The 24,593-nt window shown below is 38.1% G+C and carries 22 protein-coding genes; 20 read left to right on the top strand and 2 right to left on the bottom strand.

The window, feature by feature from the left end:
• Nucleotides 1–64: 64 nt before the first annotated feature.
• The 13 genes from UFO1_RS18500 to UFO1_RS18440 all read left to right on the top strand — a co-directional run bounded on the left by UFO1_RS18500 (nt 65) and on the right by UFO1_RS18440 (nt 15,007).
• The gene (locus UFO1_RS18500) at nt 65–1,315 is read left to right on the top strand and encodes a GDSL-type esterase/lipase family protein (RefSeq protein WP_038675418.1); all 1,251 of its coding nucleotides are present in this window, start codon (nt 65–67) and stop codon (nt 1,313–1,315) included.
• Between the two features lie 138 nt (nt 1,316–1,453).
• Nucleotides 1,454–2,128 (top strand): response regulator transcription factor, encoded by a 675-nt coding sequence (locus UFO1_RS18495; RefSeq protein ID WP_038673285.1) that lies wholly within the window; start codon nt 1,454–1,456, stop codon nt 2,126–2,128.
• Nucleotides 2,129–2,130: 2 nt separating this feature from the next.
• A complete protein-coding gene (locus tag UFO1_RS18490; RefSeq protein ID WP_038673282.1) occupies nt 2,131–3,399 on the top strand; it encodes a cell wall metabolism sensor histidine kinase WalK in 1,269 nt (422 codons plus the stop codon).
• Between the two features lie 185 nt (nt 3,400–3,584).
• Entirely contained in the window at nt 3,585–4,865 is a 1,281-nt protein-coding gene (locus UFO1_RS18485; protein WP_038673280.1) for a TolC family protein, read from the top strand.
• Nucleotides 4,866–4,887: 22 nt separating this feature from the next.
• Nucleotides 4,888–5,982 carry an efflux RND transporter periplasmic adaptor subunit gene (locus UFO1_RS18480; protein ID WP_038673277.1) on the top strand — a complete coding sequence of 365 codons (1,095 nt, stop codon included), beginning with the start codon at nt 4,888–4,890 and terminating at the stop codon, nt 5,980–5,982.
• A gap of 14 nt (nt 5,983–5,996) precedes the next feature.
• A complete protein-coding gene (locus UFO1_RS18475; protein ID WP_038673276.1) occupies nt 5,997–6,680 on the top strand; it encodes an ABC transporter ATP-binding protein in 684 nt (227 codons plus the stop codon).
• Nucleotides 6,681–6,684: 4 nt separating this feature from the next.
• Nucleotides 6,685–7,896 carry an ABC transporter permease gene (locus tag UFO1_RS18470; RefSeq protein WP_038673274.1) on the top strand — a complete coding sequence of 404 codons (1,212 nt, stop codon included), beginning with the start codon at nt 6,685–6,687 and terminating at the stop codon, nt 7,894–7,896.
• 202 nt (nt 7,897–8,098) lie between these two features.
• Entirely contained in the window at nt 8,099–9,217 is a 1,119-nt protein-coding gene (locus tag UFO1_RS18465; RefSeq protein ID WP_038673272.1) for a carbohydrate kinase family protein, read from the top strand.
• Nucleotides 9,111–10,313, top strand: coding sequence for a glycosyltransferase (locus UFO1_RS18460; RefSeq protein WP_084159867.1), 1,203 nt, complete (start codon nt 9,111–9,113; stop codon nt 10,311–10,313). Before UFO1_RS18465 ends, UFO1_RS18460 begins: the two co-directional genes overlap by 107 nt.
• Nucleotides 10,310–11,044, top strand: coding sequence for a nucleotidyltransferase family protein (locus UFO1_RS18455; RefSeq protein ID WP_051789009.1), 735 nt, complete (start codon nt 10,310–10,312; stop codon nt 11,042–11,044). Before UFO1_RS18460 ends, UFO1_RS18455 begins: the two co-directional genes overlap by 4 nt.
• 153 nt (nt 11,045–11,197) lie before the next feature.
• Entirely contained in the window at nt 11,198–12,385 is a 1,188-nt protein-coding gene (locus UFO1_RS18450) for a glycosyltransferase (protein ID WP_051789008.1), read from the top strand.
• 20 nt (nt 12,386–12,405) lie between these two features.
• Nucleotides 12,406–13,107 (top strand): zinc dependent phospholipase C family protein, encoded by a 702-nt coding sequence (locus tag UFO1_RS18445; protein WP_236639247.1) that lies wholly within the window; start codon nt 12,406–12,408, stop codon nt 13,105–13,107.
• Between the two features lie 166 nt (nt 13,108–13,273).
• Entirely contained in the window at nt 13,274–15,007 is a 1,734-nt protein-coding gene (locus UFO1_RS18440; RefSeq protein WP_038673267.1) for an ABC transporter ATP-binding protein/permease, read from the top strand.
• A gap of 144 nt (nt 15,008–15,151) precedes the next feature.
• Here UFO1_RS18440 and UFO1_RS18435 read toward each other — a convergent pair whose 3' ends face one another.
• Entirely contained in the window at nt 15,152–15,709 is a 558-nt protein-coding gene (locus UFO1_RS18435; RefSeq protein ID WP_038673265.1) for a site-specific integrase, read from the bottom strand.
• A gap of 85 nt (nt 15,710–15,794) precedes the next feature.
• On the opposite strand from UFO1_RS18435, the gene UFO1_RS18430 reads away from it, so the two are divergent.
• Together UFO1_RS18430 and UFO1_RS18425 are read left to right on the top strand one after the other, a co-directional pair.
• Nucleotides 15,795–16,499: an HD-GYP domain-containing protein gene (locus UFO1_RS18430; RefSeq protein WP_236639246.1), complete on the top strand. Its 705-nt coding sequence runs from the start codon at nt 15,795–15,797 to the stop codon at nt 16,497–16,499.
• A gap of 354 nt (nt 16,500–16,853) precedes the next feature.
• Nucleotides 16,854–17,063 (top strand): DUF1653 domain-containing protein, encoded by a 210-nt coding sequence (locus tag UFO1_RS18425; protein ID WP_084159865.1) that lies wholly within the window; start codon nt 16,854–16,856, stop codon nt 17,061–17,063.
• Between the two features lie 5 nt (nt 17,064–17,068).
• Here the strand turns inward: UFO1_RS18425 and UFO1_RS18420 are convergent, their stop codons facing one another.
• Nucleotides 17,069–17,488 carry an Lrp/AsnC family transcriptional regulator gene (locus UFO1_RS18420; protein ID WP_038673261.1) on the bottom strand — a complete coding sequence of 140 codons (420 nt, stop codon included), beginning with the start codon at nt 17,486–17,488 and terminating at the stop codon, nt 17,069–17,071.
• A 125-nt stretch (nt 17,489–17,613) separates the two neighbouring features.
• Here UFO1_RS18420 and UFO1_RS18415 point away from each other — a divergent pair, with 125 nt between their 5' ends.
• From UFO1_RS18415 to UFO1_RS18395, 5 genes are all read left to right on the top strand, one after another.
• Nucleotides 17,614–18,369: an MBL fold metallo-hydrolase gene (locus tag UFO1_RS18415; protein ID WP_038675410.1), complete on the top strand. Its 756-nt coding sequence runs from the start codon at nt 17,614–17,616 to the stop codon at nt 18,367–18,369.
• A 246-nt stretch (nt 18,370–18,615) separates the two neighbouring features.
• A complete protein-coding gene (locus UFO1_RS18410; RefSeq protein WP_038673259.1) occupies nt 18,616–19,212 on the top strand; it encodes a DedA family protein in 597 nt (198 codons plus the stop codon).
• A gap of 77 nt (nt 19,213–19,289) precedes the next feature.
• Complete coding sequence (locus UFO1_RS18405; protein WP_038673257.1) at nt 19,290–20,930, top strand: polysaccharide biosynthesis protein; 1,641 nt, start codon at nt 19,290–19,292, stop codon at nt 20,928–20,930.
• Between the two features lie 497 nt (nt 20,931–21,427).
• Nucleotides 21,428–23,836, top strand: a complete 2,409-nt coding sequence (locus UFO1_RS18400) for an anaerobic ribonucleoside triphosphate reductase (protein ID WP_038673256.1) — start codon at nt 21,428–21,430, stop codon at nt 23,834–23,836.
• A gap of 58 nt (nt 23,837–23,894) precedes the next feature.
• Nucleotides 23,895–24,194 carry a putative quinol monooxygenase gene (locus UFO1_RS18395; protein WP_038673254.1) on the top strand — a complete coding sequence of 100 codons (300 nt, stop codon included), beginning with the start codon at nt 23,895–23,897 and terminating at the stop codon, nt 24,192–24,194.
• Nucleotides 24,195–24,593: the final 399 nt, after the last annotated feature.

Raw genomic sequence — 24,593 nt, 5'->3', positions numbered from 1 at the left:
TGACAGTTGTCACGGGCTATGGCTTGTGGCAACATTTATTTTTGTAAATAGGGGGATTGGATTGTTGAAAAAAATTAAAATCATGACGATTGTTTTAATAATTTTACTCATAACTGGAATTGGGTATGCCCAAGAAGGCAAAGTACAATTAGTTTGGCGGAATGCAGAAGATGCCGTTATGTATGAATTGGAAGTTGCCAATGCACCGATCAAGAATAATCAAAAGGCATCAAGTAAGCAAACTGTTTTTACTAAAACCAACATTTCAACTCCTGGTGTGGAGCTGAAGTTATCTTCTTTTAATGGAGAAAAGTTAAATAAGCTATATTATCGGGTTCGCCCCTTAGATTTAGATAAAAACCCCATTGCGGCTTTTTCTGCTCCAGTTCCTATAAATAAGGGCGCTCTTAATGTAGACAAACCTACGATTACTTCCGTATTAAAGAAGAATCATCCTGTCCCGCTGTACCCGGTGTATTCCTGGATTCCTGTGCTAGGGGCTGCTTCTTATGAAGTGGAAATTCTCAACAATCGCCCAGAAAACCCAAATGGAACCGAAGCATCCCAGTATAGAATACGTTCTTATACAATAGATGGCGGATTTGGATTTGATTGTTATGATACTCATTCTTATGTGGAACCTGGGATATATTATTATCGTGTCCTCGCTCGCGATGAGAAAGGAAGGGCAATCGGAAAATATTCGGATGTCACTTCCTTTACTGTGAAAACAGGCAGAACCAAATGGGCGGTGTTTGGTGATAGTATTACTCACGGTGGTGGAGCGATCTCCAATCCTCCATCAGATGAACGTTTTGAATATGTATCTTATTTGCCTTTCCCAGTGAAGAATTTAGGCAGAAGTGGCGATACCAGTGAGATGATGGTAGAGCGTTTTGAAGAGGACGTACTTCCTTTTCAGCCTCAATATATGTTTATTTTAGGTGGTTCAAACAGCATTCGTGGTGGTACATCAGGGGAGTCAGTTATTGCAAACTTAGAAACAATTCGAGAGAAATGTGAAGAGAACGGAATCACCCCTATCTTTTTAACACTTCCTCCGATTAATCCAGACAGAATACAACGAGTATTTGGCCAACCTACAGCTGATAACTGGCAAGTAGAAATAGAAAAGGTCAATAATTTTGTTAGGAATCAACCTTATGCCATTGAAACCTATGCATTGTTAGCAAATGAAGCGGGAAATCTACCTGTAAAATATGGACAAGATGGACTGCATCCAGATATTTCGGGTAAGAAAATCATGGCTCGCTCCATTCAAGAATTTCTAAAAAACCACCCCTCTTTTAAATAATATACACATTGATGCCGCTAGTACGTCAAATAAGACGTGCTAGCGGCATTCTTTATAGCAAAATTTTTTTTATAGGCGATGCTCTACTTGGATAAACTATCTGTAAATGGTAATGAATGTTGTATTGGGGAGGTCATGGTGAGAATTTTAGTTGTGGAAGATGATCAGATGCTCAGAGAGGTAGTTGTTGACGTTCTTAAAGAAGAGAAGTATCTGGTCGATGAAACAGGCAGCGGTGAAGAAGGATTGTATTTAGCGTTACAAGGTGTCTATGATCTGCTACTACTTGATATTATGCTGCCTGAGATAAATGGATTAGAAATTGTGAAAAATTTACGTTCACAAGGCAATGCTGTACCTATTTTATTATTTACAGCCAAAGATAGTGTGCAAGATCGAGTAGTTGGTTTAAATAGCGGTGCCGATGATTATTTGATAAAACCCTTTGCCATTCCAGAATTATTAGCAAGAATTCATGCTCTATTAAGACGGACAGGGATGGGAAGCAAGGAAGGGGAGATAGGTTATGGCGATGTTTCGATAAATCCTAAACTAAAAGACGGCTTTCTAGGAAAGCAGGCTTTGCAATTAACCAGTAAAGAGTATGAACTATTGGAATATCTTATATTGAACCAAGGACATATTTTAACAAGGGAGCAAATCTTTGATCGTATATGGGGATTTGAGTCGGAAACTACCATTGGGATTGTTGACTTATATATTCACTATCTTCGCAAAAAAATGGCATCTCATGGAGGGGAAAATTTAATTCAGACAATTCGGGGAGCGGGTTTTATGATGAGGGAGAAATAAGTATGTTTCAAAAAACTCTGCGAAAATTGACTGTTTTAAATTCCATAGTATTTTTATTAATATTCATTGTTTTTGGTGGAATGCTCTATGGATATATAGCACGACAGTTATTTGATGATATTGATGAGTCAATGGAAGAAAAGGTGGAGGCTTTTCGTCTTGTAAATGGACGTCCAAGGCTAGGGGCAGCGCAAACTCCATTGTTTGACTCCCGTATTCTAATTTTTTTACTGGATATAGAAGGGAATGTTATAAATCCATATCCCTTTCCGATTGAAGGAATTTCCCCGGAGATTCTTACTTCTCTAGCAGATGGAGGAGGTGAATGGCAAACAAAGAAAATACAAGATCACGCCTATCGACTGCGAACCTTTCCCTATTCTTATCAGGATAATATTTTGGTAAAAGAGGCAAAGGAATATCGAATTAAAGAATTGCTAGGTGTTAGTATTGTTGACTTTGAGGTAACTATGTTACACCGTTTTTTATTAGTCATTGTAACGGGGCAGATTATTGGCATGACTGCAATTATATTAGCAGGATATTTTTTAGCCCGCCGGGCTTTAATACCAATTCAGGCTGCTTGGGAAAAGCAATATCAATTTGTGGCAGATGCATCTCATGAACTACGTACTCCTCTCACCGTAATCAAAAGCAATGCAGAGCTATTGTTACGTTACCCGAAGCACACAATTGAACTAGAAACAATTCGTATCAGAAATGTCATTCGCGAAACGATACGCATGAGTAAGCTGGTTTCCACCCTGCTTACCTTAGCTAGGGCTGATGCTGATGAAATAGAGATTCAAGCCGGACCTGTTATTTTAAATGAAGTAATACAAAATGTTGTGGAGCAGTTTGAGCCATTAGTACAAATGCAAGGCATTGAGTTAAAGGTTGAATGTAGTGAAGTGATATCTTTAGTAGCTGATAAAGAACGTCTGCAGCAACTTTTTGTTATTCTAATGGATAATGCGATTAAATACACCTCCGAGTTTGGTTGTATCAGTATTAGTTGCCGCAAGCAATCGAGTCAGGTTTTGATCAAAGTGATCGATACAGGGATTGGAATTGAGCCAAAAGATTTACCCTATGTTTTTAATCGCTTTTTTCGTGCTGATAAAGTTCGTACTCGAGAAAAAGGAGGGGTTGGATTAGGATTAGCTATCGCCCAATGGATTGTGGAAAAACACAACGGGAAAATTTGGATAAAAAGTGAAAGTGGAATAGGTACAGAAGTTTATGTTTCATTACCAATAGAAAAGTTATAAGAATGGAAAGGCACCTTCAAAAGGTGCCTTTCTTTCGTTATATACAAGCACTTATTTTGGGATGAATACTGATATCATACAGTACTTACCATTTGGAATCTAAAGAAAATCAAAAAAAAAGAACGTAGAATGAAATCAATAGTTAGGACTATTGTATAGGCAAAAAATTAAGGAGGATTCATTACATGTTACAAAAGAAAATCCGAGTAAAGCCTGTTGTTTCCTTACTAGCAACTGGATTGCTGGTGTTAAATACAGCAATATCCTTCGCTGCTACGTCAGAATTATCATTAGATGAAAGCATTACGTTGGCATTACAAAATAACCCTTCAATTAAGATGGCCCTTGCTGATAAGGATAAAGCCTTCTGGGGCATAAAAGAGACAGAAGGTGGGAATATGCCAACCGTATCTTTAGGCAGTAGCGGCAACCGTTCTGGTGCAGAGGGAGCAGCATCCAATGATAGTTTTAATACGTCACTCAAGGTAAACTGGCCTTTATATACGGGAGGAAGAGTGGAAGGATTAGTTGATCAAGCAAAATCCAATGCCAACATAGCCAGTGTTGGTGTAGAGAAGGTAAAGGAACAGGTAAGGTTAGATACAACAACAGCTTATTTTAGTGTGTTGCAAAATAATAATTTAATAAAAGTAAATCAAGAAACAGTTAACAGCCTGACAGAGCATTTAAAAAATGTGAAAGCCCAATATGAGGTTGGAACCATTGCGAAATCCGATGTGCTGCGTTCCGAAGTAGAGCTGGCGAATGCGCAACAGAACTTAACCAAAGCACAGAATGCCTATGATGTATCTGTAGCAAGTTTTAACAATATAATCGGTATGCCACTCGATAGCCAAAACACGATGAAAGATGATCTCGCTTATGTTCAATACGAAACGTCTCTAGAAGATAGTATTCAGATGGCATTGCAAAAGAGACCTGAAATTATACAATCCCAAGATACAATAAATGCTGCCAAAGCAGGCATGAAAGTTGCTGATAGTGGAAAAATGCCAACAGTAGCTGTTAACGGGACGCAAGGCTGGAGTGGCTCTGATTTCCCAGGAGACAAAAGCAATTGGTCTGTTGGGGTTTCGGCAAGCTGGAATGTATTTGATGCTGGAGTTACCAATTCTAAAATCAAACAGGCTAAAGCCGCAATGGATAAGGTTAACGAAGGGGATCGCCAAACTCGTACGGGAGTGGAGTTGGAGGTTCGTCAAGCCTATTCTAGCATGAAGGAAGCAGAAGCTCGTATAGAAACTTCAAAAGTGGCAGTAGGTAAAGCAACAGAAGATCTAAAAGCTTCTCAAGCAAAATACTATGCGGGTGTAGGAACAAACTTGGATGTTATTGATGCTCAGATGTCTCTAACGCAAGCTGATACCAATTCAATTCAAGCATTATATGACTACAATGTGAATAAAGCCAAGCTAGAAAAAGCTGTAGGTATCGGTGTGGAATAATAGAGCAGCAGGAGGTAAAGGTATGTCCTTAGTATGGGGAAAAATAGTACGTTATAAAATATGGATCATTACTCTAGTGATTCTATTGATAGTAGCTGGAGTTGCAATGTATTTATATAAAGGGAAAACGGTGCCGGCTACAGTAGGGCCGACAGTACAAGTTGAGCGCGGTAATGTTGTTTCCATGGTTTCTGCTACAGGTACGATTTCGCCTGTTAACCTGGTTGATGTAAGTTCTAAAATTTCTGGTTTGATTGAAGAAGTAAAGGTGAAGGAAAACGACCAAGTTACAGTGGGACAAGTACTGTTAGTACTAGACGATACCCATCTGCAGGCACTTGTAAACCAAGCAAAGGCTAGGTTAGCCAATGCTGCCAGTATTTATGAGCGTACTCAGCGTTTAGAAGCAGCTGGAGCAGTAACAGCGCAGCAGCTTGATACGAGCCGTAGTGATTATAGCGTAGCCCAAGCTTCCTATGATGATGCAATCTCTCAATTAAATGACACGGTGATTCGTTCTCCTATCAATGGGCGGGTTATTGGTAAGCCAACGCCAGCTGGTCAAGCAGTAGCGCCAGGTGTATCCACACCAATGGTCCTGCTGACAATCGCTGACATGTCCAAAATGCAAATTGAAGCACAAGTTGATGAGTCGGACATTGGAAAAATGCAAGTCGGTCAAAAAGTGACGTTTACAGTAGATGCATATCCAACGAAAACTTTCAGTGGCGTTGTGGCAAACGTTTCCCAAAAAGCTACGGTCGTATCCAATGTAGTTTATTATAAAGTGTTAGTTGATGTGGATGCTGCAGAAAATTTATTGAAACCTACCATGACGGCTAGAGTTTCGATTCATGTGGCAGACAGTAATAATGCATTAGTCGTACCGTTGGCTGCTGTTAAATCAAATAACGGTGAACAGTACGTGGTGGTTGTAAAAAATGGCAAAACACAAAATACACCAGTTACAACTGGAATCGCTAGTGATTCTAAAGTCGAAATATTGAGCGGACTAGCAGAAGGTGATCAAGTGTTAGCCAGTTCTGCTAAAACGCAATCAACAAATAATACCAAGGGCGGCGGTGGTATAATTCCTGGTGGCCCACGAGGGATGTAAAGGAGAGGGTTAGGTTGTCAATTTTACTATCTGAAGTCACAAAAGTGTACAAGCTAGGTGGCGAAACCGTGCATGCCCTTGCGGGACTAACACTGAGTATCAGCCCAGGTGAATTTACCGCTATTATGGGACCTTCCGGTTCGGGTAAATCTACGTTGATGAATATATTAGGCTGCCTTGATCGGCCAAACAGCGGCTCTTATATGCTAGATGGTCAAGAGGTAGCTACCCTGAACGATGACCAACTGGCGATTACAAGGAATAAAAAAATAGGATTTGTTTTTCAAAGCTTTAATTTGTTACCAAGAATGTCTACGTTAGAAAATGTGGCACTACCTATGGTGTATGCTGGGGTAGAAAAAAAAGTTCGTCTAGCGCGAGCAAGAGAAGTATTAACAATGGTTGGGCTAGAAGAACGGATGAATCATCAACCAAATGAACTTTCTGGTGGGCAGCGGCAACGGGTTGCCATTGCGCGGGCACTAGTAAATGATCCAACCATTATCATGGCCGATGAACCGACAGGTAATCTTGATACGAAATCAGGCGACGAAGTTATGGCGATTTTCTCCGAACTCAATTCCCATGGCCGGACCATTATTTTGGTTACTCATGAACCTGAAATCGCTGATTATGCCGGACGAGTTGTACATGTCCGGGACGGACTTATTGAGCGAGACGAATGGAAAGTGAGGTGAGTCTATGTTCAGCGAAAGTATTCTAATTGCCTTCGCAGGGCTTAAAGCGAATAAATTAAGGGCAATGCTTACCATGCTAGGAATTATTATTGGCGTTGGTGCAGTAATTGCTATGGTGTCTATTGGTATGGGCGTCCGGGATAAAGTAGAAAGTTCTATTGCTGGATTAGGCAGTAATCTACTTGTCGTGACCCCTGGAGCCGCTTCTTCTGGAGGTTCTCGCCAAGCCGCTGGGTCAGGCATTACCCTAAATGAGAAGGATGCTGTAGCCATTGCCCAGGAAATTGGAGGTGTCAATCTAGTTGCACCTGCAGTAAGTCGCTCTTATCAAGTGGTATTCGGTAACCAAAACTGGACGACAAGCGTTCAGGGAACAACACCCGATATCCTTGGAGTACGTAGTTATACTATGGAAGAAGGTACCTTTTTTACCAATCAGGATGTTGAAACTAGGGCACGGGTAGCCGTGCTGGGAAAAACAGTGGCGGAGAATCTATTTAACGGTGGAACTCCCATAGGACAAACCATTCGGATTAACAATGCACCATTTCAAGTAATTGGTGTATTAGAAGCCAAAGGCGAGTCTGTTGGTGGAAATCAAGATGATACGATTATCATTCCTTTAAAGACAGCTCAGGAACGTTTGATGGGGATAACATATGTCCAAAGCATTAATATACAAGCTTCGGGTACGGATGTGATTAATCAGGCCCAAGAAGATGTTGCGACTCTCCTGCGGGCACGCCATAAATTAGCACCTACTACACCAGATGATTTTACGGTGCGTAATATGGTTGCTGTAATGGCCACAGCGGATGCAACAACAAGTATGATTACCTTATTATTAGGGGTTGTTGCTGGGTTATCTCTTTTGGTCGGTGGTATTGGTATCATGAATATTATGCTAGTATCGGTTACTGAGCGAACTAGAGAAATTGGTATCCGAAAGGCCTTAGGGGCTAGATATCACAATATTTTATTGCAATTTCTGATAGAAGCAGTGGTAATTAGTGTGGCTGGTGGTGTACTAGGGATTGGGCTAGGCATAGCCTCCTCTTATGCCGTATCATCAGTAGCTGGTTGGAAAACAATCATTTCATCCATTGCAATTGTAGCAGCCTTTGGATTCTCGGTTATGATCGGCTTGTTTTTCGGGATATATCCGGCCCGCAAAGCTGCATTGTTAGATCCAATTGAAGCATTACGATATGAATAACAAAAAAGGCAGCTCTCTTGATGGGAGCTGCCTCTTTTGTTATTATTGCTGGATGATTTTGCTAGCCTTCATTAGTGCTAACTCTTTTTTTATGGTCATAGTAGATACTATTATGGGTCACACTACATATAGAGTGTAGATTGTTAAGTTTTCATTGAAATAAAAAATAGAGGAACGATATGCCTAGGAGGGAGGTAAAGCGATGAAGGTTGGTATTGTTGGACCCATTTCAAAAGACCATGTGACCTTACCAACAGGAGATAAGGTTGAGAAATATGGTGCTGTGGCTTATAGTGTATTAGCCTTAGCTAAACTTTTCGAAGGTACAAAGGATGAGGTTGTCTGTTTATCTCATATCTCTTTGGCTGATGCACCTAGTATTTATGCATTACTAAATGATCCTAATATCATATTGTCACACATGCATGTCGGAAGAAAAGAAGGCACCGAAATTCAATTAACTTATATAAATTCACAGGAGCGGGTAAGTCAGCAGATTCGATCAATGTCCCCGATTGCTCTCAAGGAAGTAAAGCTACTTGCTGATTGTCAGTGTATTTTGCTCATGCCTTTAAATGAAACAGATATACCCTTAGCTTGTGCTAAAGAATGGCGGCGTGTTTCCCATGGTACCATTTTTCTTGATGTTCATGGTTTAGTAACAGGCGTTACTAAAGAAGGGAAACGATTTAATAAATATTGGGAAAACCCAAAGGAATGGTTAGGGTGTATCGATATTCTGAAGATGAATGCCAAAGAAGCCCAATGGGTTGCCGGCCATGAAATGGGTCATTACAAGGAATATGTGGAGTATGCTACTAGCGTAGTGAAAGAGGGACTAACTGCCTGTTGGATCACCTTTGGGGATCAATCTTCTCTTGTTGCTTGGAAAAGGGATGAGCGTATCTTATGGGCAAATGTACCTGTGGTTAGAGATTTTGGTCCAGTAGTCGATACAACTGGCTGCGGTGACTCCGCATCTGCAGGTTTTGTATATTCCTATGCAAAAATTAAAAATCCCCTATTAGGGGTCATACTGGGGAATACCTTTGGTTCACTAAAGGCTTCGTTTCAAGGTTTGAATGGATTTCCCTCTCAACCTGAGGTAAGAGGCATTGTCCATCAGCACTATCGAGACTATCTTCATAATTTACTAGATGATTTTCTTTCCAAAAGTCAAGTTATGATTCACGAGAGTAAGGAGGGTACTGAAGATGAAAGTTTTGTGTTCCACCCAGATGGGCACTGGTACGATAATGGGACAAACCATGCGAGTGGTAGCAATCGCCAAGGAACTTCAACACCGGGGTCACGACATTAAATTCTTGGCAGGTGATAAGTTAATTTCGGTGATTCGTGGTTATGGTTTAGAGGTCATTGAGTTTAAAGATATGCCTCAGATAGAAGCTTTTACGGATGAATTCAGAGAGGGCAAAACCAATCAAGAAGAAAAAATGAAAAAAATTAAGGAAGTAATAGATAAGATAAAAACAAAGGAGGTTGAAGTCGGTAAGACGGAAAGCCCAGATATCATGCTCTGCGGGACCATCACAGGAGTGCAAGCAGCGCAAATACTTGGTATTCCTTCTGTATTAACCTGCTTGCAGCCCCATGGAGAAAAAACTCTTGCTATGTTTTCAAAAGGTGTAAGCGATAATTCTAGTATAACGGTAGTTTTTCGTGAAGTATTAGAGGCAGCTGATCTCATTTTACTTGAGGGCATACCAGAATTAGGTGTAGAAGCAGAGTTGGCAAAAGGTACAGAGTGGACATCCATTATAAAAGAGAAGGTTCGTTATACAGGACCGCTATTACTAGAAGATCCTGAACAGTTACCAGGGCAAGAGGAACTGAAGAGGAAGCATATTGGTGAAAGTCATTCTAAAATGGTATATGTGACCATTGGTGGTGGCTCGAAACTCATTGGTGAGGAATTTTTAAAGCTAGTGTTAGAAACCTTTCAATTGATGCCAACTGTAAAAGCTGTGATTTCTACCGGTTTAGGGCTTTCATCGGAGGAGTTTTCATCGTATAATCCACCCGCTCACGTTTCTATTTTTAATTTTGTACCAGGAACTGAAATGATACGAGCTAGTGATGTGACGGTTTTTCACGGTGGATCTTCTACCCTTATGAATTGTCTTGCCTGTGGTAAACCAGCCGTCGTCATTCCTTCCATGGGAGAGCAAGAAGATAATGGTGCTGTGTTATCTAAGCATGGAGCTGGAATTGTTTTAGAGAAGGCTACTTTAACTCCTGTTATCTTGGCACAAGCCATAGAAAAAATCTTATCCAGCCCTACTTATCAAGCGAAGGCTGAAAATCTTAGAGATTTATGCAGGGTTTATGGAGGAGCAGGGGCAGCAGCATCCATGATTGAAGATTTAATTCCTAAGAGAGAGGTGGTGAAATCGTGAAGGCCTTAATTTTAGCTGCAGGCAAGGGAACTAGGCTACGACCGATTACAGATTATATACCGAAACCTATGATTCCTTTACAGGGAAAACCGTTAATGGAATGGGTATTACTTCATCTAATCTCCTGTGGGGTAGAAGAATTTGTTATCGCCGTAAGTTACTTAGCTGAGCAGATAGAAAATTATTTTGGCAAGGGAGAAAAGTGGGGCGTAAAAATTAATTACAGTTATGGAGCTTTGCCTGCAGGCAAGGCAGGAGAAATATGGCGGGCTCGCGGCTTGCTAAAAGATGATAAAGAAAGCTTTTTAGTTGTGCCAGGTGACACCATTTGCCATCTGAAATATCAAGATGTATTTGCCTTTCACCGGAAACATGATGGAGGGACTTCGGTAGTGTTTTCTACCCAATATCGTTTAGAAGTAGGATTAGCAGAAGTAGATACAAAGCAAAGAATTGTAAAGTTTCTTGAAAAAACCAATCTCAATGAACCAGTAAGCATGGGGTCTTATGTTTTAGATAAAAGTATTTTTCCTTATATCGAGAAATTTGGCCCTGAAAACAATGAAGTGGATTTACCAGGGGAAGTCTTTCCTCTTTTATTAGAACAAGGCGTTCCCATTTATGGTTTCGTTCAAGACTTCCCTTGGTGGGATGTAGGACGCCTTACTGATTATGAAAAATTAGTGCAAATGCCCAAAGAAAAGGCACTTGGGATACTTGTGATGAAATAGAAGAAAGGATAGCACTAAGAACTGCCTATATTGGGCAGTTTTTCTTATGGAACAGGACGTATAATTAACGAAATGTTAATGTAATCCTAATTAATTCTTTTAGCTGTTGTGGTATTGTCAAGGTACAGATATTAAATGATAAGAGGTGCGGCTATGAAATCAAAGAGGATTCTCATTGTCTCAGCATCAATTGGAAATGGGCATATGCAGGCAGCTTCCGCTATATGTGAGGAGCTAAAGGAAAGTACTAGTTGTAATGTAGAAATAGTTGATTTTTTACAAGTTGGACAATTTCGTTATCCAAAATTAAACCGACTGCAAATAGAATTTATGAAATTGATGAAATCATCTTATTATGGAATGCTGAAGGTTGCGCCTTATGTATATAAGGAAATTTACAAAATAACGGAAAAGCAGCACACACGCAAAGTGATTGATTTTATTAATGCAGCGAATCAAAAAACGATGGCGAATCTTATTGCTAGTTATCGTCCCCATCTTGTGATTTGTACACATCCTTTTCCTCTAGGAGCTGCTTCCCAGTTGCGGTGTAAGAAAAAAAGAGATTTTACCCTTGTGGGTGTGATTACTGATTTTGCAGTACATTCCTGGTGGCTCGGAGATAGAGTAGACCATTATTTTGTTGCCAATGAAGTTATGGCTCGCGAATTACAAGAACATGCTATTTCTGCTAGTCAGATTACTTGCGCAGGTATTCCCGTAGGGAAAAGCTTTACACCAGTTGGTGAGAAAGTCAGAAAGCAGGTTCCCCATGTTTTGGTAATGGGTGGGGGGTTAGGATTTGGCCGAATGGAGACAACGCTTCAAGAATTAGAGAAATTACCGAGTCCCATAGCAGTGACAGTTGTAGCTGGGAAAAATCAAGAATTCGAAGAACGAGCTAGGATTTTAGCAAGAACATTACACAACAAAGTTACCGTATTGCCTTTTTCTCCCCACATTGCAACGATGATGAAACAGGCAGATTTGTTAATCACTAAACCTGGAGGCATTACTTGTAGTGAAGCGTTAGCTGTAAATTTACCTATGATTTTATTGAATCCTTTACCTGGTCAAGAAGAAGAAAATGCATATTATCTTAACGAACAAGGCTCTGCTATTTGGATTCAAGATGACCGTGAAATTGTAGGAAAAACCGCTGCACTTTTGTTTGGAAATCAAAAGTGGCTGCAGGAGATGCAAGCAAAGTGTGCTGAAATTAGCCCAGAATTTGCTACTTCTCATATTGTTGAAAAAATTAGTTCGCTTGCTGATGTGGATAGGAAAGAAGCCTTCTTCGCTTCAGGATATTGGCAAGGAGTAGGTGGGCAATCATGCTAAAAGGGGTTGTTGGAACTAGCTTGAAAACAGTTGCTTTGCTTGAAAATCCACTATTACAAAGCATTGACTCATCTTGTTGCACTACTCATCAATATTGCAATGAGCAGGCATTGAACATTTTACAACACAATGGTTTTATCCAAGAGACTGTATTATTAAAAAACTATTACAAGCAGCTTCAAGATGGTGTCATCTGGGCGGATTTAAATTGGAAGAACATCCATCATTTTTTGCATCCAAAAACTCGTCGTGGGTTTTGGCATTTTTCAAATGCAGCTGGTGATTATTTAGAATTTTTTAATACGTCTATAAAATTTGTAAGACAGGGCTGTATGAAGGAAGCAATTTTTTATTTAGGTGCTGCCGCTCACTTAGTGCAAGATATGTGCGTTCCTCATCATGCGAAATGCCAGTTATTTGATGGGCATAAAAAATATGAAATATGGGTCGAGAAGCACTTACATGAACTATCATTTACGCAAAATGCTAATATTCCTATGGTGAATCCTGTGGGATTATTATTAAAGAATGCTGAAAATGCCCTAGAATTATATAGTTATGTAAATGCAGATGCTAGAAATGATCAATATCAAAAGGCAACTGAGATATTATTACCCCTAGCCAATCAAAGTACCGCCAATCAATTTTGTTATTTTTTTGCTAGGGCAAAAAAAATTATGGGTGTGCCTTCTTTGGAGGTTTTTATAAATGACGCTTATTAAGAATTCCTGATAACTAATAATAAGATAATTTCTTAAATGTATCGAATATATTTAATAGCAAAAGAAACAAGATTAAGCCTAAATTGACAGGCTGTGTCTTGTTTTTTTGTTTTTTGTTATGCAATTTGTAGTAATTGAATATAACGTAGGGAGGTGATAGAGTAATATGAGGAAAGGGAAAGCTGCCCTACTATTAACTAGTTGGAAAATTGCTAGGGCTTATTGGTTCTCGGAGGAAAAGTGGTCCGCTTGGAGATTATTACTTACGGTAATTTCTTTGAATCTGGGAATTGTATATATTTTAGTGTTGATTAATACCTGGCAAGTTAATTTTTATGAAGTGATCCAAAGTCACGACTATGGGGGCTTTATGGAGGCCATTGGGAAGTACAGTATATTAGCCGGCTGCTTGGTTGTGGTAAGAGGCTACCAAATCTATTCCCGTATGCTGCTTCACATTCGATGGCGTCGTTGGATGACAGAGAGGTATTTATCCGATTGGTTATATAATAAAACCTATTATTTATTACAGCTATCTCCCGATCATGATACGGATAACCCTGATCAAAGGATTAGTGAGGATATTGAATTATTTGTATGGCTGACACTTAGACTTTCCTTAGATTTACTACAGGATCTTGTTACGGTTTTATCATTTATTATGATTTTATGGAACCTCTCAGGTATTGTTACCTTTTCTGTTGGTGGGTACCTAATTTCTATTTATGGCTATTTAGTGTGGGTAGCAATCTTATATGCAGGTTTTGGTACCTATTGGACGGTAAAGACTGGACGCCCCTTAGTTAAACTGGATTTTGATTTACAACGGTATGAAGCCGATTTTCGTTTTAGTTTAATGCGACTCAGGGAAAATGCAGAGAGTATTGCCCTGTACGGAGGAGAAAAACAAGAAACATGGAGTTTTGGGCAAGGTTTTAGTAAAGTAGTTGCGACTTACCAAAATATTATGGTAGTACGTAAACACATAACATGGTTGACATCTGCTTATACGCAAATATCTGCAATCTTTGCATCTATCGCTGCAGCGCCTCGTTATTTTAGTAGTCAAATTCACTTAGGACAAATGTTTCAGATTGTCGACGCCTATAACCATGTTCAGACAGGATTCTCCTTTGTTGTTGATAGTTTTACTCGTCTTGCTCAGTGGCGGGCAGTAGTGAATCGGTTAAATAACTTTTTAATTAGCATGGAAATGGTGCGAAGCCAATCACCAAAAGCATCTAAGTTAGATATTTCCCGGAAAATTTTTTCTACTTATTCGGCAAAAAATTTGCAGGTTCTTTTACCTGATGGGTCAAATTTAATAAAGGACTTTTCTTTGTCCATCAAGCCTTCTGAAAAATTACTTATTATGGGGGCATCGGGTTGTGGTAAAAGTACACTGCTACGTACTTTTGCCGGTATTTGGCCTTATGCCTCAGGAACAATAATCGTTCCTGAGGGACAAAAAGTGATGTTTGTGCCTCAAAAGTCTTACCTATCTTTTAGTTCTCTGCGGGAAATTTTATTTTATCCCGAGATTGTAAAAGGGGATAATGACAAAAAGATACAAGAGATTTTGGTGATGTGCAAATTGCCTCATTTAGTTGATAAACTGCATAAAGTAGCTGATTGGGGGCAGACCTTATCTTTGGGGGAACAACAGAGGGTTGCTTTTGCACGAGTGTTATTACAAAGGCCGAGCTGGCTATTTCTTGATGAAGCCACTTCTGCATTAGATGAAGAAACAGAACAAGCAATTTATCAAATGATTGTCGATAAAATGACAAATACAGCTATTGTTAGCGTAGGACACCGTAGCACGCTTATGAAATACCATCAGATGAAAATAGAACTAAATGGGGCGGGCAATTGGGCAGTAAAAAAAATAAGTAGGTAAATGTAGGTCAATTACCTATTTTTACTTTGAATAATTTGTCAAAAGAGGTAACACAATATACTTGTGTTACCTCTTTACAAATTTCCCATAATAAAACATATTACGTCATTTTTTCAAATTATCCTTTTTTTTACTGCATTTTTTTTATAGATTTAAATTAATATAAATATCGTCAAGTTCATCTTTAGTAATTCCAATATAAGCTAATGTTACACTAGGGGCTGAATGGTTAAGGAGCTTTTGAATTTTAGTTATATCTACACCTTTTTTATAGGCCCAATATCCAAAGGTTTTACGCAGTGTATGGGTGCCAATTGCGTCAGTAATACCAGTTGTTCGTGCAGCTTGATTAATAATTCGATAAGCCTGTATTCGAGATATGGGTTTATCCCCTTTTTTACTTTTAAATAGGCAACCGTTACTAAGCTGAATTGTATCTAGATATTCTTTTATAGCTTTTTTACATGTGTCTGAAAGGGGAAAATCTTTATTTTTACCTGTTTTTTTTTCTCTAAGCTGGATTCTATCTTTTTCCTTTACGTCATTTACAGTCAGTAATAATAAGTCAGATATTCTTAAACCACTATTGATGCCTAGAACAAAAAGTAAGTAATCGCGCAAATTTTTATTTTTTAAATAAGTTTTGATTTTACTTATCTGACCTTTACATCGTATTGGTTCTACATACTCTATTTTAATCACTTCCCATTTAATGGTTCTTATTTGTTATATAGTATATAATATGTTACTTTAAAACTAAAGAAAAAATAGCAAAAAATGGATTACCATGCAGATTCTTGTTTTAAATGGGTTAGCAGCAAAAAGTAATGTAACACAAGTATATTGTGTTACATTACTTTTTGTTGCTTTTTTAAAAGGAGGATTTAGTATACTACAAAATTTGCTAAAAAATAATAAAATTACATTTCATTATGCTTCTAAAACGAAGCTAGAAATAATAAATCATTTGCTTAACCTATTAAATCAACATGATGCAGGGACAGCGCGGCATTCTTATAAGGTAGCCGGTATGGCAGCCAATTTTGCAATAAGACTTAACCTGTCAGTTTCCACTATTGATGATATAACGTCGGCTGCCCTACTTCATGATATAGGTAAAATAAAAATCCCCCCCCATATATTAAATAAGCCTGAGAAGTTGACTCGAAATGAATTTAAAATTATAAAAAAGCATTCCCAATATGGTTTTGAAATTTTGAAAAATATAAAGAAATTGGATTCACTAGCAGAAGCAGTTCTCTGTCACCATGAAAAATTTAATGGTAAGGGCTATCCATTTGGGAAAGTAGGTCAAGAAATACCTTTAATTTCACAAATATTAAGTATTGTAGATGTTTATGAAGCGATTACTTCAGATCGGGCCTATCGTAAAGCAATGACACGAAAGGAAGCGATTCAAGTCCTGCATGATGGAAGAGGAACTCACTTTAATTCTGAGTTGGTAAATTTCTTTTTATTAGGAGGAGAGTAAATCGTGGAGTATCACGAAGAAATAGAGTATCTTATAAGTCTTTTAAACAAACCGAAAAGTAAGAGTCATGAAATAGAAGTTCTAAATAGATTAGAGAAACTTTTGGAAGAATATACAAAGAATATTCATCAGAGGGGATCTTTAACTTCTGATAAATAAGTAAGAAGGCGCACCTTATTTTGAAAAGTCAGTACCTTTGCAAGGTTGCTGACTTTTTTACTTTTTGAAATCTTTATTTTTATTAACCAAACAAGTCTCAATATTTTGAGGATATGATAAAATTGAGCTACCATATAAAAATTCTTATAGTATCTTAATTAGGGAAAAGCTAATTACAATATTTGGAGGATGGATATGATTAAATTAGGAACTTATCGTCATTTTAAAGGTAATACATATAAAGTAGTAATGATAGCTAAGCATAGTGAAACATTAGAGGATTTTGTTGTCTATCAAGCTTTATATGGGGAGAAAGGGATGTGGATACGCCCCTTAGCTATGTTTGAAGAAATGGTTCAAGTGGAGGGGCAGGCAGTAAAACGGTTTGTATATGTTGGAGATTAATAAATCTATTTCTTCTTGATATCAGAAATTGATAGGTTAATACGATAATTCCCATGCAATAGTATTTCGTCAAGAAGTGCACTTAGGTGTTGTTGATTGGCCAAGACAGCCTTAAGCAAATAACATCCTTCACCACTTATTTTATGGGCTTCCAGCACTTCTTCTCGATTTATCACAAAGTCCTGAAAGAGTGAGTGATTTGTAGTTTTCATAAATACAGTTATAAATGCTATTAGGGGTTTACCTAGCTTCTCTTGGTTGAGAGTAATAGTGAAACTTTCAATGATTTCTAAATCTTGCATTCGTCTAATACGTGCAGCTACTGCTTGGCCGGTTAAATGAACCAGTTTGCCAATTTCCTGCCATTGCATACGAGAATTATTTTGTAGGCATTGTAATATCTCCCAATCTGTTTTATCAAGCATGTTATCTCATTCCTTTCATCCTGTAAGTGGAAGGTCCTATAGTCTTTCATCGTAAAATTGTAGTGAACTCAATTTATTGTCATAATAGTAGTAGGGAATGATACATGGTAAAGGTAGGGAATTATATGGAGATTCAACTGTTACGGCATGCTACCTTATTGGTAAGTATGAATAGTAAAACATTGCTAATTGACCCAATGTTAAGTCCGGTAGGGGCCATGCCACCTATCGTCAATTCAACAAATCAACGCCCCAATCCTCTTGTTGAATTGAATTGCCCACAGGATTTCTTGCAACATATTGATGCTGTATTATTAACCCACATGCATCGAGATCATTTTGATGATGCTGCAGCAGAGCAGCTGCCTAAAAATAAACTGATTTTCTGTCAGCCAGAGGATGAGGGCAAACTGAAGGAATTAGGATTCTATCAAGTTATTCCGATTTTTAAACAAAATTGCTGGGAAGGGTTAAATATTACCCGCACCGCAGGTCAACATGGAACAGGGGAAATAGGTATCGCTATGTCGCCAGTCTCTGGTTATATTCTGGAAGCGAAAGGTGAACCGATGCTTTATATAGCTGGAGATACTATTTATTGCTCAGAGGTAGAGAGTGCCTTGGGCACATACCATCCACAGGTAACGATAGTGAATGCTGGAGCGGCTCAATTTTTAAATGGTGATCCAATTACCATGACAAAAGAAGATGTAGGGAACCTTTGTAGGTATGAAAGTGAGACGAAAGTAGTAGCTGTCCACATGGAGGCTATAAACCATTGTCATTTATCACGGGAAGCACTTTATGATTATGTAAAGAGAGAAGGCTTACAAGAGAAAGTGCTCATTCCTATAGATGGTGAAAAAATAGTTTTATCATAATTCATGCGAGTGCAAAAGGAATAGTTTGCTTCTAGAGAGAGGCGGACTGTTCCTTTACTGTTTTATGAAAAATTTAGCCGTTTAATTCATAAGTACAGCTATGCTTAATATGGTCAATTTTTATAATAATGTTTGCAAAAACATTATAAAAGGAATAAAATTTCTATGTGATGTATAGTAAGTATATTTCAGATTCACACTATATTAATAGCGTAATTGTGATATAATTTATTCCTTGGGGGTATTATGGAGCAAATTTTCCAATATGTAATTCATTTGATTGATATATGGGGCTATCCTGCTATTTTAATAGGTATGGCGTTGGAAAGTGCGAATATACCGATACCCAGCGAATTGATCTTTGGTTTTGCTGGTTATCTTGTTTTTTTAGGAAGAATGGATTTTAATTTGGCTGTGATGGCAGGTGTAGCAGGCGGTTTATTAGGGTCGATAGGCTCTTACTTAGCTGGCTATTATGGGGGTCCGCCTTTTGTCACACGATATGGACGATATATTTTTTTGTCTGAGCAGAAGGTAGCCATGGCGCAGAAATGGTTTGATCGCTATGGGTTAATTACCGTCCTATTAGCGCGGCTATTGCCCGTTGTACGCACTTTTATTTCATTGCCAGCAGGGTTTGCAAAAGTTAATTTTATTAAATTTATCCTGTATACTATTATAGGGTCTGTACCTTGGACCATTGCCATAGTTTATGCAGGAATGATGCTCGGGGCGAATTGGGAGACAATACGTACAATTGGTCATGAGGCTAGCTTACTTGTTGCTGGCGGAATTTTTATTTTTTTATTGTATTATCTAAATAAAAAGAGTAAAAATGCGTAAGGGTAAAGCAGATTGATATAGGGTAGTATAAAGAGTGAGGAACGGTAAGCATCATATTATGGAGCGAAGGATATAAGATGACGGAAGAAAATGAACAAATCAATAAGAATAAAGGAAGTTCTAATTCCTTTTTAAAAGGCACTTTGATTTTAACCGTAGGTGGCATTGTTGTTAAAGTTATTGGATTCTTAAATTGGATTATTTTATCAAGAGTATTAGGTGGTGAGGGCATTGGTCTTTACCAAATGGCATTTCCTATCTATTTATTGGCGTTGAGCGTATCATCAGCAGGCATTCCTGTAGCTATTTCCATTATTACTGCTGAAAAAAGGGCCTTATTTGATTACGTTGGGGCAAATCGTGTTTTTCGAATTTCCTTAACGGTATTAGTTATCACAGGACTATTCTTTAGCTTATTGTTATATTTTGGTGCGGGTTTGTTAATTGAATACCGTTTTATTCGAGATCCCCGGGCCTACTATTCTCTGTTGGCGTTAGCACCTGCAGTGTTCTTTGTCACGATTTTATCCAGCTATCGTGGGTACTTACAAGGCTGCCAAATCATGACGCCAACTGCTGTATCACAAATTGCCGAACAATTAGTTAGAGTTGGTACGATGTTAATCTTTGCAAGTTTATTACTACCTAAAGGCTTAGACTATGCAGCAGGGGGGGCCAGTTTGGGGGCTGCTCCAGGAGCTGTGGCAGGCCTGCTGGTTTTGATTTATTATTATGTACGTCTACAAAAACAAAGTAAAAAAGATACAGAGGGACAAGTTATAGACCGGGTACAAGAACCGAGTATGAGCATCATAAGACGTCTAATCAAGCTTGCTTTACCAGTATCTTTATCAAGTATTATGCTGCCTATTGTAGCAAATTTTGATTTATTTATTGTTCCTGCCCGGTTAGAGGTGGCGGGGTATACTGTGGAACAGGCAACGGAATTATTTGGTTATTTAACAGGTATGGCAGTACCACTGCTGAATTTATCCACGATTTTAACAGCTTCATTGGCTACTAGTTTAGTGCCAGCTATATCGGAGTCTTTTTCCCTAGGTAATACCAAGCGAATTTATCAGCAAACAGCATCTGCTATGAGAATTGCTAATTTGGTGACCATTCCCGCTTTTGCAGCTTTGTGGTTGTTGGCCGAGCCTATTTCTCAGATGGTTTATAATGCGCCCCAGGCTAGCCATTCAATCAGTATTATATCTATTGGAATTTTTCTTTTAGGCATACACCAGGTGACAACAGGAGTATTGCAAGGTATGGGGCATACTGCCATTCCCGTCATTAATATGGGGATTGCAGCTATTTTTAAGATTGTTTTGAATTGGGCACTGACGGCTATTCCGACTCTTGGTATTAAAGGGGCTTCTTGGGCGACGGTAGCAGATATTGGAGTTGCCGCATGTTTGAATATTTATTATGTGCATCGTTATGTTGGTTATGCCATCGAGATTAAAAGCTTAGTAAAACCAAGCATTGCAGCCGCTGTTATGGGAAGTGTTATTTACATAAGTTATGATGCCATTGTCTCGGCTACGTCTCATATAGCCCTTGCCACTCTTATAGCGATGACCTTTGGTATTATTGTATATGGTGGAGTATTGCTCGTTATTGGCGGCATTAGCGAGAGCGATATGAAACAGGTACCGTTGATTGGTTCTCGTGTAGTGCCTATATTGCGTAAGTTTGGACTATTTAAGAACTAATTTCATTAGGTATAATATCCTAGCTGTAAGATGTATCATCAAAACAGTAGCGATTTAAATATAAGACTGGATATATTGATTTGGTTTGAAATATTGGTAAATTAATAAAGCAAAGATTAGGCAAAAACAGTTGGATTTTTGCCTAATCTTTTTAATTTTAAGCAAAAATTTAGGACTTTTACCCTAGGATTTCTAGATAATGAAAATACAATATGTGCTTTTAAAAAGAAAAGACAATACTATATGTTGTGTATTTTGAAATTTTATAGATAACCGTAAATTAGTAAAAGTCAAGTCTTGGTTTAAAAAAATATAGTGATATAATTACGTATAGAGAATAATTATTTTATTCAAATGTAACGTTTTTTTACTCGTTTGGTGGGCGTGAATAATCCACCAAAAATAAGTATTTTTGTGTATGGAAGTTGCTTTAATTTAAAAATGCAAAGATTTGAGTAGTTTAGTTTTAAAAATATAAATATTTAGGGTGGGGAAATATGAGCAATTTTCAAGTTGTTAAACGTGATGGTCGTGAAGTGGAATTTAATCCAGGAAAAATTTATGCGGCAATTCAAAAGGCTTACAAGGAAAACTTTGATGGTGTAGTAAAAAAGGAAAAACTCCAGCTATTAACAGACAAAGTACTTACTAACATTGAGACACGTAAAATACATAGCTTATCAGTGGAAGAAATACAAGACCTTGTTGAGGATGTATTATTGCAGTCAGAAGAGGTAGCTGTTGCTAAAAAGTATATTGCTTATCGGGCCAAGCGTACTCAAGTGCGGGAAGCAAATATGCGTTTGATGATGGATTATAAGGACATTACCTTTAAAGATGCAGAACAAGTTGATGGCAAAAGAGAAAATGCTAATGTAGATGGAAATACCGCTATGGGAACGATGCTTCAGTATGGGGCAACAGGGTCTAAGCAATTTGCGATTCATCATATCTTAAAGCCAGAACATGCTAAATTTCATCAGGCTGGTTATATTCACATCCATGATATGGATTTTGAGGCTATCGGCACCTTGACTTGCTGTCAGATTGATATTAAGAAGCTATTTCGCGATGGTTTTTCTACAGGGCATGGCCATTTAAGAGAGCCTCAAGATATTATGAGCTATGCTGCGTTGGCAGCTATTGCTATTCAAAGTGACCAAAATGATCAGCATGGAGGACAATCCATTCCTAATTTTGATTATGGCTTAGCTGCAGGTGTTGCAAAAACTTTTATTAAGTTATATGCAGAAAATATGAAAAAAGTATTGATCATTGATTATCCAAATCTAGAGGAAGACACCATTGATCAAATCCTCTTAAAAACAGTCCATCAATATAGTGGTGAGGAAGGAGATTATCCTCGAATTGGTGAGACGGAATATCAAGTTTATCATGGACAAGAAGCATCCCGTTTGAAGGAAGCGTTAATAGGATATGGCATTACTATAACGGAACCTGAGATCGATAAAATTCAGGATTTTACTTATCGTTTTGCTAAAAGGGAAACAGTAAAGAAAACTTATCAAGCAATGGAAGGATTTTTGCATAACCTAAATACCATGCATTCTAGGGCAGGGGCACAAGTACCATTTAGCAGCATCAATTTTGGGACAGACACTACGCCAGAAGGCCGATTGGTCGTAGAACAGTTCTTATTGTCTGTAGAAGCTGGCTTAGGTAATGGAGAAACAGCCATTTTCCCAATTAGTATTTTCAAGGTAAAAGAAGGCATTAATTATAACACGGAAGATCCTAACTATGACTTATTTAAATTGTCTTGTCGTGTTTCAGCGAAACGATTATTTCCTAATTTCGTCTTTATTGATGCACCATTCAATTTGCAATACTATAAACCAGGTCGTCCTGAAACAGAAATTGCGACAATGGGATGTAGAACAAGGGTTATTGGATCTGTATTCCCTGAATCCGATGGTATTATTTTTGGGAGGGGGAATAACTCCTTCACTAGCATCAATCTTCCGAGAATAGGAATTAATCATGGTATTTGTTTAGGTGAAAGAACGGCGCCTAATATAGATGGTTTTTATCAAGAATTAGATTCTTTAATTCAACTGGTAATTCAGCAAATATTAGATCGTTATGAAATCCAAAAGAATAAAAAAGTTAAGAATTTTCCTTTCTTAATGGGACAGAAGATTTGGTTTGATTCGGATAAATTGGAATGGGAAGATACGCTAGAAGATGTAATTAAACATGGCACTCTAACAATTGGATTTATTGGCTTAGCGGAGACTCTTACCGCTCTTTATGGAAAACATCATGGAGAATCGGAGGCAGCTCAAGAAGCAGGACTTGCAATCATTGGACATATGAGAAAACGTATGGATGAAGCAGCAATAAGGTACCAACAGAATTTTTCCTTGATTGCGACACCAGCAGAAGGCTTATCAGGACGTTTTGTAAAAATTGATGCTAAGAATTATGGAGTTATTCCTGGGGTAACGGATCGGGATTACTATACAAATGGATTCCATGTTCCTGTATATTATTCAATTCCAGCTGCTAGAAAAATTGAGATAGAAGCTCCTTATCATGCAATGACCAATGCAGGCCATATTACCTACATTGAATTGGATGGAGATCTGGTCAAAAATCTAGATGCTTTTGAAATGGTTGTTCGCAAGATGAAGGAATGCGGCATTGGCTATGGCTCTATTAATCATCCAGTAGATCGTGATCCGAAATGTGGTTTTACAGGTGTGATTGGCGATCAATGTCCAAAATGTGGACGAGTAGAAGGGGAAAACGGCATGGGTTTTGAACGTATTCGTCGTATTACTGGATACTTAGTAGGTACTATGGATAAATGGAATGATGGCAAACGGGCAGAAGAAAAAGATCGAGTTAAGCATGGTGTGAGAAACGGAACTAGTAGTAATTAAATTACTAAAAATGTGTTATAACTAATCACATAGTATTTAGTAGAGGAGACTTTAACATATGATTACGTTAGTAGCTAATATGCAGGCAAAACCAGGTAAGGAAAAAGAACTAGAGGCTGCGTTACAGACTGTATTTCCTAAGGTGCAACAGGAAGAAGGCACTGTAGCATATGCGCTTCATCGTTCCAAAACCAATGCTGGGAAATTTTTCTTTTATGAAAAATATCAAGATCAGCAAGCACTAGATCATCATGGTTCTACACCTTATTTAAAAGAATTATTTAGCACAATTTCCGGCTTGCTTCTTGAAAAACCAGAAATCAAATTGTATGAAGAAGTGGCTGCAATTTCTCGCTAATAATGAGAACTTGACAATTATTAACTGAAAGAATCCTGCAAAGTAACTTACTTTGCAGGATTTTTTATTCGTGGTAAAAGGGCTACTATTCATTAAATATAATACTATTTATTGAATAGTTGTAATTTGCATAATAGTGCCTTTTAACGGAATAGACATTCTAATTGACAATTGTTATCAATTAGAATGTATTGATATTGAAGTTAATAATTACCTAAGATTAGGGAGTGAAAAACGTGACAATACTAAAGAAAATTGGTTCATTTATTGTAGAGAGAGTAGTAAGAGAAGGCGAAATTATGCAGGAAGCAGGAAGCTCGAAATACGGCTTTTACTGGTAAAATAGAATTCTGAAGTAATAAATTTAAAAGCCATGTTTGGGATGAATAATCCTAAACA

The sequence above is a fragment of the Pelosinus sp. UFO1 genome (assembly GCF_000725345.1).
Lineage (GTDB): Bacteria > Bacillota > Negativicutes > DSM-13327 > DSM-13327 > Pelosinus.
The sequence above is the reverse complement of the archived record's forward strand: the minus strand, read 5'-3'. Positions and strand labels throughout refer to the sequence as shown.

What these genes read in the sequence shown, in the direction of transcription:
- UFO1_RS18490 (WP_038673282.1), top strand. Translation starts at nt 2,131, where the DNA reads ATGTTTCAAAAAACTCTGCGAAAATTGACTGTTTTAAATTCCATAGTA.
- UFO1_RS18485 (WP_038673280.1), top strand. Translation starts at nt 3,585, where the DNA reads ATGTTACAAAAGAAAATCCGAGTAAAGCCTGTTGTTTCCTTACTAGCA.
- UFO1_RS18480 (WP_038673277.1), top strand. Translation starts at nt 4,888, where the DNA reads ATGTCCTTAGTATGGGGAAAAATAGTACGTTATAAAATATGGATCATT.
- UFO1_RS18470 (WP_038673274.1), top strand. Translation starts at nt 6,685, where the DNA reads ATGTTCAGCGAAAGTATTCTAATTGCCTTCGCAGGGCTTAAAGCGAAT.
- UFO1_RS18465 (WP_038673272.1), top strand. Translation starts at nt 8,099, where the DNA reads ATGAAGGTTGGTATTGTTGGACCCATTTCAAAAGACCATGTGACCTTA.
- UFO1_RS18460 (WP_084159867.1), top strand. Translation starts at nt 9,111, where the DNA reads ATGAAAGTTTTGTGTTCCACCCAGATGGGCACTGGTACGATAATGGGA.
- UFO1_RS18450 (WP_051789008.1), top strand. Translation starts at nt 11,198, where the DNA reads ATGAAATCAAAGAGGATTCTCATTGTCTCAGCATCAATTGGAAATGGG.
- UFO1_RS18440 (WP_038673267.1), top strand. Translation starts at nt 13,274, where the DNA reads ATGAGGAAAGGGAAAGCTGCCCTACTATTAACTAGTTGGAAAATTGCT.
- UFO1_RS18430 (WP_236639246.1), top strand. Translation starts at nt 15,795, where the DNA reads ATGCAGATTCTTGTTTTAAATGGGTTAGCAGCAAAAAGTAATGTAACA.
- UFO1_RS18425 (WP_084159865.1), top strand. Translation starts at nt 16,854, where the DNA reads ATGATTAAATTAGGAACTTATCGTCATTTTAAAGGTAATACATATAAA.
- UFO1_RS18420 (WP_038673261.1), bottom strand. Translation starts at nt 17,488, where the DNA reads ATGCTTGATAAAACAGATTGGGAGATATTACAATGCCTACAAAATAAT.
- UFO1_RS18415 (WP_038675410.1), top strand. Translation starts at nt 17,614, where the DNA reads ATGGAGATTCAACTGTTACGGCATGCTACCTTATTGGTAAGTATGAAT.
- UFO1_RS18410 (WP_038673259.1), top strand. Translation starts at nt 18,616, where the DNA reads ATGGAGCAAATTTTCCAATATGTAATTCATTTGATTGATATATGGGGC.
- UFO1_RS18405 (WP_038673257.1), top strand. Translation starts at nt 19,290, where the DNA reads ATGACGGAAGAAAATGAACAAATCAATAAGAATAAAGGAAGTTCTAAT.
- UFO1_RS18400 (WP_038673256.1), top strand. Translation starts at nt 21,428, where the DNA reads ATGAGCAATTTTCAAGTTGTTAAACGTGATGGTCGTGAAGTGGAATTT.
- UFO1_RS18395 (WP_038673254.1), top strand. Translation starts at nt 23,895, where the DNA reads ATGATTACGTTAGTAGCTAATATGCAGGCAAAACCAGGTAAGGAAAAA.